The 14,463-nt window shown below is 45.2% G+C and carries 13 protein-coding genes; 11 read left to right on the forward strand and 2 right to left on the reverse strand.

The window, feature by feature from the left end:
* The first annotated feature begins 12 nt into the window (after window positions 1–12).
* From THMIRH_RS10665 to THMIRH_RS10675, 3 genes are all read left to right on the forward strand, one after another.
* Window positions 13–618, forward strand: a complete 606-nt coding sequence (locus THMIRH_RS10665) for an ABC transporter ATP-binding protein (protein WP_173292072.1) — start codon at window positions 13–15, stop codon at window positions 616–618.
* Window positions 615–2,585: a bifunctional tRNA (5-methylaminomethyl-2-thiouridine)(34)-methyltransferase MnmC2/FAD-dependent 5-carboxymethylaminomethyl-2-thiouridine(34) oxidoreductase MnmC1 gene (mnmC, locus tag THMIRH_RS10670; RefSeq protein ID WP_173292073.1), complete on the forward strand. Its 1,971-nt coding sequence runs from the start codon at window positions 615–617 to the stop codon at window positions 2,583–2,585. Before THMIRH_RS10665 ends, mnmC begins: the two co-directional genes overlap by 4 nt.
* 87 nt (window positions 2,586–2,672) lie before the next feature.
* Window positions 2,673–3,254 carry a YfaZ family outer membrane protein gene (locus tag THMIRH_RS10675; protein WP_173292074.1) on the forward strand — a complete coding sequence of 194 codons (582 nt, stop codon included), beginning with the start codon at window positions 2,673–2,675 and terminating at the stop codon, window positions 3,252–3,254.
* A gap of 7 nt (window positions 3,255–3,261) precedes the next feature.
* Here THMIRH_RS10675 and THMIRH_RS10680 read toward each other — a convergent pair whose 3' ends face one another.
* Entirely contained in the window at window positions 3,262–4,842 is a 1,581-nt protein-coding gene (locus THMIRH_RS10680) for an HD-GYP domain-containing protein (RefSeq protein WP_173292075.1), read from the reverse strand.
* Window positions 4,843–4,940: 98 nt separating this feature from the next.
* On the opposite strand from THMIRH_RS10680, the gene THMIRH_RS10685 reads away from it, so the two are divergent.
* The 8 genes from THMIRH_RS10685 to THMIRH_RS10720 all read left to right on the forward strand — a co-directional run bounded on the left by THMIRH_RS10685 (window position 4,941) and on the right by THMIRH_RS10720 (window position 13,830).
* Entirely contained in the window at window positions 4,941–5,720 is a 780-nt protein-coding gene (locus THMIRH_RS10685) for a 3',5'-cyclic-nucleotide phosphodiesterase (protein ID WP_173292076.1), read from the forward strand.
* Window positions 5,721–5,760: 40 nt separating this feature from the next.
* A complete protein-coding gene (locus THMIRH_RS10690) occupies window positions 5,761–7,752 on the forward strand; it encodes an ATP-binding protein (RefSeq protein WP_173292077.1) in 1,992 nt (663 codons plus the stop codon).
* A 3-nt stretch (window positions 7,753–7,755) separates the two neighbouring features.
* Window positions 7,756–8,511: a competence/damage-inducible protein A gene (locus THMIRH_RS10695; RefSeq protein ID WP_173292078.1), complete on the forward strand. Its 756-nt coding sequence runs from the start codon at window positions 7,756–7,758 to the stop codon at window positions 8,509–8,511.
* Window positions 8,508–9,689, forward strand: coding sequence for a BaiN/RdsA family NAD(P)/FAD-dependent oxidoreductase (locus THMIRH_RS10700; protein ID WP_173292079.1), 1,182 nt, complete (start codon window positions 8,508–8,510; stop codon window positions 9,687–9,689). Before THMIRH_RS10695 ends, THMIRH_RS10700 begins: the two co-directional genes overlap by 4 nt.
* Window positions 9,690–10,363: 674 nt before the next feature.
* The gene (locus THMIRH_RS10705) at window positions 10,364–10,813 is read left to right on the forward strand and encodes a hypothetical protein (RefSeq protein WP_173292080.1); all 450 of its coding nucleotides are present in this window, start codon (window positions 10,364–10,366) and stop codon (window positions 10,811–10,813) included.
* Window positions 10,814–10,949: 136 nt separating this feature from the next.
* Window positions 10,950–11,690, forward strand: a complete 741-nt coding sequence (locus THMIRH_RS10710) for a glutathione peroxidase (RefSeq protein ID WP_173292081.1) — start codon at window positions 10,950–10,952, stop codon at window positions 11,688–11,690.
* Window positions 11,691–11,764: 74 nt separating this feature from the next.
* Window positions 11,765–13,135, forward strand: a complete 1,371-nt coding sequence (gene gorA / locus THMIRH_RS10715; protein WP_173292082.1) for a glutathione-disulfide reductase — start codon at window positions 11,765–11,767, stop codon at window positions 13,133–13,135.
* 152 nt (window positions 13,136–13,287) lie between these two features.
* Window positions 13,288–13,830, forward strand: a complete 543-nt coding sequence (locus THMIRH_RS10720; protein ID WP_198415228.1) for a gamma carbonic anhydrase family protein — start codon at window positions 13,288–13,290, stop codon at window positions 13,828–13,830.
* A gap of 248 nt (window positions 13,831–14,078) precedes the next feature.
* On the opposite strand, the gene THMIRH_RS10725 is transcribed toward THMIRH_RS10720, so the two are convergent.
* A complete protein-coding gene (locus THMIRH_RS10725) occupies window positions 14,079–14,462 on the reverse strand; it encodes a hypothetical protein (RefSeq protein ID WP_173292084.1) in 384 nt (127 codons plus the stop codon).
* Window position 14,463 lies beyond the last annotated feature (1 nt).

Raw genomic sequence — 14,463 nt, forward strand, 5'->3', positions numbered from 1 at the left:
AATAGATCAATCATGTTTAAAGTCAATCAAGTGGCCGTTGCAGGCCGATTAAGTGCCATTAGTTTTGAATTACAACCACAAGAAATTCGCTGCATCACGGGCAAGTCTGGTTCAGGAAAATCGGTTTTATTGCGCGCGCTGGCCGATCTAGAGGTACACGACGGTGAAATCTGGCTAAACGACCTTTCGCAAAGCCATAACCGCCCAGAAGACTGGCGTCGCCAAGTGATGTGGTTTTCGGCTGAAACCGCCTGGTGGCGGGAAGACATGGCGGCGCATTTTGATGTCAACCCAGAAAAAACGGCCCAACTCGTAGAGGATCTGCAAGCATTACAACTGGAAAAAAACATCCTCAAACAGCTTCCCAGAAACTGCTCCAGTGGCGAAAAGCAACGCTTGGCCTTAATTAGGGGGCTAGTGCATCAACCTAAAGTTTTATTGCTTGACGAAATTACCGCCAACCTTGACCCAGAGACGACTCAAGCCGTTGAAGCCTTTGTTATGCACTATGTTCAAGATCACCAGGCTTGTGCGCTTTGGGTCACGCACGACCCTTTACAACAACAACGCTTACAAGCCAAGCAACCACGACCGCCAATTGAGCTGAGCAAACCATGAAACTTGACGTCCTGCAGCCCGCCCAAATTCACTGGCGCGAAAACCATACTCTGGTTTCAGATACCTTTGATGATGTGTATTACTCCACCGATGGTGCCATTGCTGAAATTGATTATGTGTTTATGCAACACAATCAATTGCCCGAGCGCTTTAAAACTGCTAAAGACTTTTGCATTGCCGAAACGGGCTTTGGCTCTGGGTTAAACTTTTTAAGAGCAGCACAACTTTGGTTAGAAAACACACCAGCAGGTGAGTTACATTTTATCTCTTTTGAAAAATACCCACTCGAAGTTGAAATCCTTGCCCAAGTGCATCAAGCCTTTAGCGACAACACCACCTTGCAAACCATCAGCCAAGCGCTTTTAGAAAACTACCCCTTTCGACTGCCCGGCTGGCATACCTTAATCCTCATACCCAGCCGCCTTAAAGTCACCCTGTGGTTTGGCGATGTTTTACAGGGCCTCCCCGAATTTGAAACGCCAGTAGACGCTTGGTTTTTAGACGGCTTCACGCCCTCTCGAAACCCCGATATGTGGCAAGCCAGTTTATTCACTCAAATGGCGCGCCTGAGTCATGCTCAAACCACTTTTGCAACCTTTACCGCCAATGGCGAGGTACGCCGTGGTTTAAAAGCCGCGGGATTTTGCGTCCAAAAAGATGTCGGCTATGGCGTCAAGCGTGAAATGTTATTTGGTCAACTGGCACAACAGCGACCATTTGCGCCAAAATTTCCGTGGTTTGTGCGCCCCGACTTTGTCCCTTCCGCGCAAACAGCCCTAGTGGTTGGTGGCGGTTTAGCGGGAGCCACCACAGCATTTCAATTGGCTCAACTAGGATTTGAGGTCACCGTTTTAGAACGCCATGCCCAAGTCGCCCAAGAAGCTTCCGGCAATTTAGCAGGCACACTCCACCCCCTGATTACCAGCGATTGGAATTTGCGCAGTCAATGGTATTTAAAAGGCTATCAAACCACCCAGGCCTGGTTAAAAAACTGGCTAAAAAACGCTGAAATCATTGGCAAACTGGATGGACTGATTCAATTGGCTGCAACGCCTACTGCAGAACAACGCATTCAAGACAGCCTTAGACGCGTCGGTTTGCCGAACAATTTTGCAACTTGGCAAAACGCCAACCAACTCAGCGAGCAACTGGGGCAAACCGTTAACTTTAATGGATTGTTTTTTCCACAAGGTGGCTGGGTTCAGCCCAGCTCCGTGGTTAAACGCTGTTTACAACACCCAAAGATAACGCTCAAAACCCAGATTGAAGTGACTGACTTTGTTTGGCAGGATACTCACTGGCAAGTCCAAACCGCGCAGGGCACTCAATTTTCAGCGCCCGTTTTAATATTTGCCACCGCCAGTTTAAGCAACTCACTCAATCAAAAACTTGGCCTGCCAGTTCGGCCTGTCAAAGGGCAAGTGACCCATTTCCACGCTGACAACATCAAAACCCCATTACGCTTTCCACTGACACACGGCGGTTACAGTGTTAGCCTAGATGCTCATACCCATTTAAGTGGCGCCACTTTTGAAGCACCTAACATGGATACCAAACTGTCTTGGGAAGCACAAGCTGAAAACCTTAGCACCACGCAAAGCGCGCTACCCGAGTGGATAAACCGTGCGCCCACCGAGTTAAGTGGCAATATCGCGTTTCGCCCCACTTCACCCGACCATTTACCAATGATTGGCCCAGTCGCCGATGCTGACTTTATGAAACAAAATTACCTCAGTCAAAGCCATACCCATGTGGTTTATCGTTATCCAAAGCAGCAATATTACCCGGGACTTTATGTCAATAACGGGCACGGTGCGCGCGGATTGATGTCAGTATTTTTGGCAGCCGAACTCTTGGGGGATTTAATCACGCAACAGCCACTCAACTTACCGTCTGCACTTTATTATGCCAGTCACCCTGCTCGCTTTGCCATTCGAGCTTGGCGCAGTGGGCAAATCACTGATTGACACGCCTACAGACTGAATCCATGATTTTTCGTTGATTTTGTGCGACAATTTAAAAGATTATTTTGCTCCAACCAAAAAGGAACACCCATGAATTTAAAGAAAATCGCCCTAATCTCGCTTTTAAGCAGTTTAGGTTTATCAGGACAAGCGCACGCCCAATTAGCAGCGGACCTTAATCTGTCTAATGACGCTTTAAGATTTGGCGTATCTAAAGAGAATAATTTTGCTGGTGAATCGCAAATATTAGGTGTCGATGTTTTACACACCAATAAAAATGGTAACCTAATCTCTGGCTTTGGCAGTGTAGCTCGCTTAGGATTTGAAGCTGCGCCTAATTTGGATGTTGGATTAAAGGGGAAAGCCTACTATTTACAACCGAATAGTGGGACGGACGATGGTTATGGTGCGATGTTAGGTGGATTTGCGCGTTACTGGATACAAACAGAAGCACCTGTGGCAGTGACTGCTGAATACTTAATTGGACCCAGCGTTTTAAGTGGTGGCAAAATTGAGTCTGCCAGTGAAATAAACTTGCGTGCTGAAGTACAAGTATTGCCAACAGCGATTGCCTATATTGGATATCGCAAAATCGAAATGACCATGCCTGGCATGACCTATAACTTTGATGATGGTGCGCACATCGGTATCAAATTAGCGTTTGATTTATAAATCGTTTTCAAGCTTCTGGCAAAGGTTCGTAACCCGGAATCTTTGCCGGATCAACCTCATCAATTTGTTCTGGTTTTAAATAACTTTCTGCATATCTTAAATACACTTTCTCGCGGACAAACAGATTAAATAAGTCTGGGTCAACATGACCATCTTTTTTCATAAACCCTAAAATTTTCAAACTTTCAGAGAGTTTTTTGGCTTCTTTGTAAGGTCTGTCACCGGCTGACAAGGCTTCAAAAATATCCGCAATCCCCATCATTCTGGCGGGTATCGACAATTCCTCTCGTTTTAAATGATTGGGATAACCCTTACCATCCATGCGTTCATGATGCCCACCGGCAAACTCAGCAACGCGCTTTAAGTCTTTCGGAAACGGTAACATATTCAACATATGAATCGACATGGCAGCATGGTCTTGCATAATATCGCGCTCTTCATCATTGAGCGTACCGCGTTGAATCATTAAATTGGTTAACTCATCGTCAGTCAACAAACTTTCTTTTTCGCCCATCAAGTTAGTGTAGTTTTTACCCGCAATAAACTTTAAAAAATCAATGCCTTCATCATTTAAGAACTCACCACCGGTATTGATTTGTTTTAAACGCTCATAGGCACTGAGGTAATTCGCTTGAGTTTGGGCAATTTCAGTTTCTGAAATACCGTGTTTTCTAACAATCTCTTGAAAAGCCTTCAAATTTAAGCGTGTTTTCACCAACTCTATACGGTCAAATACCGTTTCTAACTTGGTCGACTTATCCATAATGTATTCAGGCGTTGTCAGCTTGCCACAATCGTGTAACCAAGCCGCCGTTTGTAATTCATAACGCTCGGCTTCGTTCATCGTAAAATCTTTAAAAATAGGGTCTTGAGCGTTAATCGCGGCTTCAGCCAACATCATCGTCAACACGGGAACGCGCTCACAATGTTTGCCGGTATAAGGTGATTTTTTATCGATGGCATCTGCGACCATTTTTGAAAAGCTTTCAAACAGTTTTTTGTGCTCGTCTATCAGGCGGCGGTTGGTTAGCGCAACCGATGCCTGGGACGCTAAAGAGCGCGCCAAACTTTCTGACTCAACCGAAAAAGGAACGACCTGACCCGTTTCATCTTGCGCATTAATCAGCTGCAAAACGCCAATCACTTCGTCTTCAAAATCTTTTAGCGGAATCGCCAACATCGACTGGGTTCGGTAATGGGCATTTTGGTCGAACTTTAAGGCGCCACTAAAATCAAATCGATCGTCGCAATAGACATCTTCAATATTCACCGTTTCACCACGGTTACCCACATAAGCCGCCACGGCAGAACAATTGGCTGACCCATCATTATTTGTCAAAGGTATCGCCCCAAAAGGCACGCCTTTGGTGTAGTTTCCGCCCATTTTGATATTAAGTGTACGATTTAAAATAACATCAAAGTGCAACTTACCATTAATAACTCGATAAAGCGTGCCACCGTCTGCCGCCGTCAGCTCTTGAGCACTTTCTAAAATCTGTCCCAACAAAGCGGTCGTATCCGATTGTGCCGACAAAGCAATACCAATTTTATTTAGCTGTTCAATTTTCTTTAAAAATGGATTTGACATGGCACAACCCTAACTAATTTGTCGATTAATTTGCAGTTTGACATATTTTGAGCATAATGTAAATTTGGGTTTTGGAAATACGATAAAGGCGATTTTGTATGCAATTAACGATACTTGGCTGTAGCGGCGGAATCGCGCCTGGCAAAGGAACCACTGCCTTCCTCATCAATGAAGATACGCTAATTGACGCGGGCACAGGCATAGAGCGCCTAAGCTATGAAGCCATGCAAAAAATTCGTCGTATTTTCTTAACTCACAGCCATCTAGACCATATTTCACATTTACCGTTTTTGCTGAACAACCTGATAGGTTTAAAGCTGCCAGCCATCGATGTTTATGCTTTACCCCATACCATTGACGCCTTAAAAAATCATATTTTTAACAATATTATTTGGCCGGATTTCACCCAACTGCCCTCTAAAGAAGAGCCTTGTGTGCATTTACATACCTTGACGCTTGATCGGATGATGTCTTTTGACAACCTGAGTATTCAAGCCTTACCTGCCAACCACTCCGTTCCAACGGTGGGTTATTGGGTGGGTCGCTCACCAAACAAAGGCAGTTTTGCTTTCTCGGGCGACTGCCATCATACGCAAGCTTTTTGGACAACCTTAAATCAACTGCCTAAGGTTGATGATTTGATTGTAGACAACCAATACTTAGAAAAAGAAGCCGCCATCAGTGAACTGGCAAAACATTACTATGCCGCTGCGCTGAGTGAAGACCTGGTCGAACTCAACTATCACCCCAGATTATTCATCACCCATTTACCACCTCACCACGAAGTGGAAGTCTTTTCAGAATGCGAAACCGTACTCAAAAAATGGCACCCTCAAAGGCTGATGCCGGGTATGATATTCGAGTATCATTCAAACTAACCAAAATGACAACCCTGGACAGAAATCTTAGAAATATACGATGTTAAAAAACTTGTTCAACCGCCTCAACCAACAATGGATCGCCATTTTAAGTCTCAGTTTGATACTCGGACTCACTTGGGTGTTTTGGCACAATTTTCATCAAAACAAAGAAATCTCTAATCAAATTGCTTTAGACGATGCTAAAAACTTTACCTATTCTGTTAGCCAGTTTAGAAATTTTTACGCCCAAAAAATACTTCCGCCTTTGCGTCAAAAAGGCATAGTCATCACGCACGATTATCACAACATCGCCGGTTCAGTGCCCTTGCCTGCGACCTTTGCCACTGACTTTGGCGAATATTTGTCCTCAGACAGCCAATCTTACAAAGTGCGTCTTTTCAGTGACCAACCTTTTTCTTGGCGCAAAAATGGCGGTATCCGCGACCAGTTTGAAGCCGATGCCATGAATGTTTTGCGAGTCCATCCAGAGCAACCCTTTTGGCGCTTTGAAGAATCAAATGGTCAAACGGTTTTAAGATATGCCATTGCTGATCGTCTGGGTGAAAGTTGTGTGGCTTGCCATAATAGCTATCCAGGCACCCCAAAAACAGATTGGAAAGTGGGCGATGTTCGGGGGGTTTTAGAAGTGACTCGCCCTATTTCTGGCTTAAATAAAACGCTAGAACAAAGTGCCCAAAAAACATTTGCCATTATGATGTTGATGGCTTTTATTGGGTTCTTGCTAATCAGCTTGATTTTAAAGCGTCTCAAAAACACGCTTAAGGCATCACAACAACTTTTGTCAGAAAAAACGGAAATGAATGAAAAACTCAATAACGAGATTTTCTTACGCGATCAACTCACCGCTGAACTGCAAGAAGCCAAAAACCGAGCTTTAGAATCCTCCAAACTCAAATCTGAGTTTTTGGCCAATATGAGCCATGAAGTGCGCACCCCTATGAACGGGATTATTGGTATGTCTGAGCTTCTAAAAGACGCCAAACTTACCGAACAACAAGCCGATTGGTTACACACCATTTCTGATTCTGCCAATGCATTATTGGCAGTACTCAATGATATCCTCGACTTCTCCAAGATTGAAGCGGGCAAACTCCATCTAGACCCCAAACCTTTCGAACTTAAACCGCTCATTCATTCAATCGTAAAAAGCATTGAGCCACGTGCATCCGAAAGAAACCTTAGCCTTGCCGCTCATTTAGATGATCGTTTACCGGAATGGATTTTGAGTGACGACATGCGTATTCGCCAAATTTTGTTAAATTTGTTGGGCAATGCCCTTAAATTTACGCCTCATGGTGCCATTCAATTATTTGTCACCGCTGCCGGCGAACACAATGAATACTTAAAATTCTCGGTGCAAGATACTGGCATAGGCATCCCAGAATCCGCCAAACAAAAATTATTCCAAGCCTTCTCACAAGTCGATGGTTCCACCACTCGACTCTATGGCGGCACAGGATTAGGGCTCACCATTTCTCAACAGCTTGCATTGATGCTCGGTGGTGAAATTGGCTTTGAAAGCCAAGAAGGCACAGGCTCTACTTTTTGGTTTACCATCGCGCTGACCCTGGCTGAAGCCCCTCAAGCCGTTGATGAAAATGCGCAAGCCAAGGCCTCGGATGATGAATCCATCGTGAATGAAGACTTACGAATTTTACTGGTTGAAGACAACCTAGTGAACCAAAAACTTGCGTTAGCGCTGCTGCGCAAATTAGGATACGACGCCGACATTGCTGAAAATGGCGCCGTTGCCCTAGAGAAGATTGCCAACTCACATTACGATTTAATCTTAATGGACTGCCAAATGCCGGTAAAGGATGGTTATCAAACCACTCAAGAATTGCGCCAATGGGATTCCGCACTCAGCAAAACACCCGTGGTTGCGATGACCGCCAATGCCATGCAAGGCGATGAAGAAAAATGTTATGCCGCAGGCATGGACGACTACATTTCAAAACCCATTAACCCCAAAATACTGGCCGAAAAAATGGCCTTTTGGCACGCCCAAATCCACAGTCAGAAATCTTAAATCATGTTCAACCCCAAACGAATTGGCCTCATTATCATTGGTGATGAGGTGCTTTCCAGTAAACGCCAAGATAAACACCTTGCCAATGCCAACAGCCTGCTGAAACCTCGCGGCATGGCTTTGAGCTGGGTGCAAATTTTAGGTGACGAACCTACCTTGCTCACCCAAACTTTGCAACGCTCTTTTGACTCGGGCGATTTAGTGTTTTGTTTTGGTGGCATAGGTTCCACACCCGACGACCGCACCCGTCAAAGTGCGGCAGCGGCTTTAAACTTGCCTATCAAACGCCACCCAGAAGCGGTTGCCGAAATCGAAGCGCAATTTGGCGAAGGCGCTTATCCGCAACGCATTCATATGGCCGAGTATCCACAAGGCGCGAGTATCATCCCCAACTTTTACAATCGTGTACCCGGCTTTTCAATTCGTCACCACCACTTTATGCCAGGCTTTCCGATGATGTCTAAACCCATGATGGAATGGGTGCTTGACACTCATTATGCGCATTTATTTGGCGAACCCACCGTTGAAAAAGCCATACGCTTGATTGGCGGCTCGGAGTCTGAATGGGTTGAGTTTATGGAAAGTTTTGAAGCACACAACCCAAACTTAAGACTGTTTAGCCTACCCACCATCAATGCCCACAATGAGCGTGCTATTGAGCTAGGCGTTGAAGGCTTGGCTAGCCGAGCAGAGGCCGGACTTCAACTGCTGATTGCCGAAGCGCAACGCCGCCAACATCCGTGGGAGCCGGTCAAATGACCTTAAACTCAGATTGGGATGTGATTATTATCGGCGCTGGCGCATCAGGCATTATGTGCGCCACCACCGCAGGCTATCGAGGCAAATCGGTTTTAGTGCTGGACCACGCCCCCAAAGCGGCTGCTAAAATTCGTATTTCTGGCGGTGGCAAATGCAATTTCACCAACCTTACGGTCACGCCCAATCACTACCTCTGCCAAAACCCCCACTTTGTCAAAAGCGCACTGGCTCGCTACCAACCGCAAGATTTTATTGATTTAGTAGATCGTCATGGACTGGCTTACGAGGAACGCGACTTAGGCAAATTGTTTTGTGCGGAACGCGCCAGTGATTTAATTCAAATACTGCGCACCGAAGCGGACTGGGCTGGTGTGGAGTTTTTAATTAACACCCCAATTGAAAGCGTGTCTTACACCCACACCACCTACCAAATCAAAACGCCTCAGCAAACTTTTAACGGCAAAAGTTTGGTGATAGCAACAGGCGCCCTATCCTTTCCCAAACTCAAAGCCACAGGATTGGGGTATGACATTGCCGAACAATTTGGGCTAAAAATCATCCAAAAATCACCAGGCCTGGTGCCTTTAATCTTTGAAGGACGCTGGGCAGATTTCTGCCAAAACCTGACGGGCATTGCTTTAGAAGTGGCGATTAGCATTCAAAATCAGCGTTTTCAAGAAGCCTTGTTATTTACCCACCAAGGCATGAGTGGCCCAGCCATTTTACAAACCTCCAATTATTGGCAAAAAGGTATGCCGCTGAGCATTAATTTGCTACCGCGTTTAGACTTACCCGATGAATTCAAAATGCTTAAGAAAACCAATGGCAGCTTAACTAAGTTTTTGAATCAATACTGGCCCAAAAAACTCACCCAGGCCTGGTTAAATTTACACCCCTTTGACAATCTTGCCAACCAATCCGATGAAGCCATTGAGGCTTATGCGCAACTAATTGCCAACTGGCAAGTGTATCCCAGTGATAAAGCGGGCTATGACAAGGCAGAAGTCACTTTAGGAGGCGTGAATACCGATGAAGTTTCATCCAAAACCTTTGAAGCGTTTAAGCAACCAGGGCTTTATTTTATTGGTGAAGTCTTAGATGTTACCGGACATTTAGGTGGCTACAACTTTCAATGGGCATGGGCATCAGGGTTTGCTTGTGGACAAAGCTTGCCTTAATTTACTCTTGAATTTGGAAATTAAGGTCGCTTTTGGGTTTGTATTTCTTAATAAGATTTTTGTAAAGCACCCTTAAATAAAAAATTGCAAACGTTTTTTTAGTTTGAGTTGAAAGCAGGCTAAAGCCTGCGCCCCAAATGAGACGATTATCAAAGGGGCGAAGGCTTTAGCCTTCATGGATTTTTGCCCTGTGTTCTGATCACTTTCTTCTGAAAGGACAAACTGCTCTGTCAGAATACCTAAAACTCCCTTTGAATCATTTCGTGATGCCTCTTAACGAAAGGACTGGAGAAAAAGTGGCGCTGTTTGAGCGCAGCGAGTTCGCCACTTTCCAGTCCTGAGTTTTAGGGGCATAGAAATGATGAGAGGGTCGACTTTTTGGTTACTTTTTGGGCGAGCCAAAAAGTAACAAGGGCGCTAGGCACAAAACATAATTCAGAAATACAAATTAAAAAATCGGCCTTAAAATCACAAACTTTGGGGCGCAGGCTTTAGCCTGCTGATAAGCGCGCAACTTTTAAAGAAGAAGGCTAAAGCCTTCGCCCCTTTAGGCCATCCTAGCAGCTCCAATATAATCAAAAAAATACCCCACAAAAAGCAACCGCAACACTTTTAAAGTTTTCTAATCCCACCAATTCGGTTATGATTTTCAAACTTATTAAAGCGAATCTACTATGAACCTACTCAATCTAAAACCCGAAACCCGCGCCCCCTTTTCTGCCACCGTCAAAACCCTCATTCAAAAACACAAAATTGATCCCAATGAAATTTTCATGAATGTACTTGAAAGCCAAGAAGCACCTGACATGAACTACTGGATGACCCTGGTATTGGTGCAAGAACATTTTGTGTCGCCACAACAAGAAGTGGCCAAAGATGCCGCGGGTGAAAGTGTTAAGCCCTTGCAGGCGGCTTGTTTATTACAAAATGCCGGTATGGTCGCCGCTTTACTGGAACTCAATGCCTTTAGTGGCAGCTTAACCGACCGTGAATTTCAACTCGCCGCTCGTATTGCTTCACAACAAGAAAACGAAGCCATTATGGGATTACTCATGGCTTATGCGCAAGAAATGGGCAACCTAGAACCTTTTATGCGCACACTTCAAGGCGCACCATTACAATAAGCTATTGCTGATTAGTTAAAAACTATCATTAACTTTAAAACAATTGATTTTACTAATTGATAAATTTACTGAATAATAGGCTCCAACAACGAAACATTCGTTAAACACTTTTACTTAAAACCAAAGGAAGTACAACATGTCTAGATTTATCAGCAAAGAAGGCCAAAAAGTCCCTAACGTTATTTTCCGTACGCGTCAAAACAATGAATGGGTAAATGTTTCAACAGACGACCTTTTCAAAGGCAAAACGGTCATCGTTTTCTCTTTACCTGGTGCTTTCACGCCAACTTGTTCTTCTGCTCACCTACCACGTTACAATGAATTAGCTGGAACTTTTGCCGCCAATGGCGTTGACAGCATTGTGTGTATGTCAGTTAACGATACCTTTGTCATGAACGCTTGGGGCGAAGACCAAGAAGCCAACAATGTCACTTTAATTCCTGACGGCAATGGTGAATTTTCGGAAGGCATGGGCATGTTGGTTGATAAGTCTGACCTAGGGTTTGGTATGCGTTCATGGCGTTATTCTATGTTGGTGAAAGATGGTACGATTGAAAAAATGTTCATCGAACCTGATGTTGCGGGCGACCCATTTGAAGTGTCTGATGCCGACACCATGTTGAAATACATCAACTCTGAAGCACAAGCGCCAAAAGCGGCCACCATTTTCACGAAACCTGGTTGCCCATTCTGCGCGAAAGCCAAAGAAAACCTAACCAAAGCAGGTATTCATTATGAAGAAATCACCATCTCTAACGCAGATGTGACTTCTCGTACTTTGCGTGCGATTGCCAATGCCAATACCGTGCCACAAATCTTTATCGAAGGCCAATACATTGGCGGTTCGGATGACTTAGAGAAATTCTTAGCTAAATAATCCAACCCCAGCTTAACAAGGCCTCTTCGGAGGCCTTTTTGGTATCTAAAACCCGAGTTTCACAGGAGTGATGAATGACATACGATTATGATGTAATTGCAATAGGCGCTGGTAGCGGTGGATTGTCCGTGGTTGAACGCGCGGCAGAATATGGCAAAAAATGTGCCGTGGTAGAAGCCAAAAAACTCGGCGGCACCTGTGTGAATATTGGCTGTGTTCCCAAAAAAGTTATGTGGTTTGGTGCGCACATTGCCGAAGCCTTGCGCGATGCCAAAGATTTTGGTTTTGAGCATGAGGTTAAAGGCTTTGACTGGGCAAAACTGGTTAAAAACCGTGAGCAATACATCAGCAACATCACCACTTGGTACGATGGCTATATGAAAGACAAAAATGTCGATGTGTTAAACGGCTGGGGCAGTTTGATAGATGCGCATACGGTATCGGTCGATGGCAAACACTACACCGCCGAAACGATTGTGATTGCGCCCGGCGGTAAACCCTTAATTCCAAATGAAGTAGACGGTGGCGAACTCGGCATTACCTCTGATGGCTTTTTTGCGCTGACCGAACAACCCAAAAAAGTGGCGGTGATTGGCTCTGGTTACATTGCGGTTGAACTGGCGGGCGTTTTACAAGCCTTGGGCACCGACACCTCTTTGCTCAGCCGTAAAGATTTGGTATTGCGCGGCTTTGATGACATGATTCGTGAAACCCTCACCGATGCTATGATTGAAAGCGGCATTCACAAAGAATACCACTTTAAAGTCAAACGCTTATATCGTGCGGCTGATGGCACGCTCACCGTTGAAAGTGAAGATGGTCAACATTTAGAAGGTTACGACCAAGTGATTTGGGCGGTCGGTCGCGAAACCCTCACCGAACCTTTAGCACTTGAAAAGGTCGGTCTCAGTGTCAATGGCAAAGGGTTTATTGAAGTTGACGAGTTTCACAAAACGGCGGTGGATAACATTTATGCCATCGGCGATGTCACCGGCCAGCCTCAACTCACCCCCGTGGCGATTCGTGCTGGGCGCTTTTTGGCAGAACGCCTCTACAACAATCGCCCTGACTTAAAACTCGATTTACACGCCGTGCCCACGGTCATTTTCTCGCACCCACCGGTCGGCACGATTGGTTTGGCAGAACATGATGCGCGCCGCCAATTTGGACATGACAATGTGCAGGTTTATACCTCGGTGTTTACGCCCATGCGCTATGCCTTTACCGAACACCAAATCAAAACCGCTTTGAAATTGGTCACGGTCGGTGAAGATGAAAAGGTGGTCGGTGTGCATATCGTCGGTGATGGTGCCGATGAAATGTTACAAGGCTTTGCCGTAGCGGTACAAATGGGTGCGACCAAAGCCGACTTTGACGCCACCATCGCCATTCACCCATCGGCCGCAGAAGAGTTGGTAACCATGCGCCCAATGAAATACAAATAACCCGCCATACAATCAAAACATCCCAGTGAGTTTGCCACGCTTGTGACCAAGCGTGGTTTTTTTGTTTAAAAACCACACAGGCGAAGTGCAGGTTTATTTTTTAACTCAGTTTGCTAAACTGTTGCGCAATGACATGCAAAAAAGGACAAATGATGAGCATACGAAAATACTTAGGCATAGTGCCACAAATCGCCGAATCGGCTTGGGTGGATGACTCTGCCGTGGTGATTGGCAAATGCCAATTGGCGGAAGATGTTGGTATCTGGCCAAACGCCACTTTGCGCGGCGATGTGAACGACATCATCATTGGTGCACGCTCAAATATTCAAGATGGCGCAGTGGTACATACAACTCATGAATCTGAGCGCTCCAAAGGCTCTAAATGTATTGTGGGGCAAGATGTGACGGTTGGTCACAATGTCGTGCTGCATGGCTGTGTGATTGAAGATGAATGTTTGATTGGCATGGGTGCCGTGGTGTTAGACAATGCCGTGGTGCAAAAACATGTTTTGGTGGGAGCAAACAGCTTAGTGCCACCCGGCAAAGTGTTGGAAAGTGGCTATTTATATGTCGGTTCACCTGTAAAACAAGCGCGCCCTTTAACCGATGCTGAGAAAGCATTTTTTAGATATTCTGCCGCGCATTATGTAAAATTGAAAAACGATTTTAAAAACGGTGATTGTGGCGAGGTTTAACCTAGCCAAAAAACTCAAAAAATCAAAAGGGTCAGACTCGATTGATTATAAGAAGGCTAAAGCCTTCGCCCCATTCGCTGTCAAAATAGCATCAGAGGGGCGCAGGCTTTAGCCTGCACTTTAACCAGCACCAAATCAAACTAGTCTGATGGTGTGGACACGCCCATTCATGCAAAACGGCTTTATTTTGCAAATAGAAATCACGAATTTTGACCAGGCCTGGTCGTTTTTAGGGCTTTTTTGCTGTTTTATTTAGGCAAATCCTTTTCTAAGCTGACTTCTTCAGCAACCATCTCCGTTAAATCAGGCAATTCATAATTGGTTGAAAACCCTAGATCGGCTTGAAAAATGATGCCGCCTTCAAACTCGGCAATTTTCGCTAAGAAATACATTTCATAGAAGACTTCTTCAGCATATTCAGGTGCAACGATGGCGGTAATCATATCAACCTCTTGCCAATCTCTTTGCCCCATTTGCACATGCTGATTTCTGCCAGTGGCGTAATCAATCCCCAACACATGTTTTTGATTGTGCAAAGCCTGCACCACTGCCTCTGCATGACCACGCGCCATCACACAGCTGATCAGTTTGGCGCACTGCAAGTGTTGTTTAATCTCTGCAAAACTGAGCATG

The organism is Thiosulfativibrio zosterae (genome assembly GCF_011398155.1).
GTDB classification, from domain to species: Bacteria; Pseudomonadota; Gammaproteobacteria; order Thiomicrospirales; family Thiomicrospiraceae; genus Thiosulfativibrio; species Thiosulfativibrio zosterae.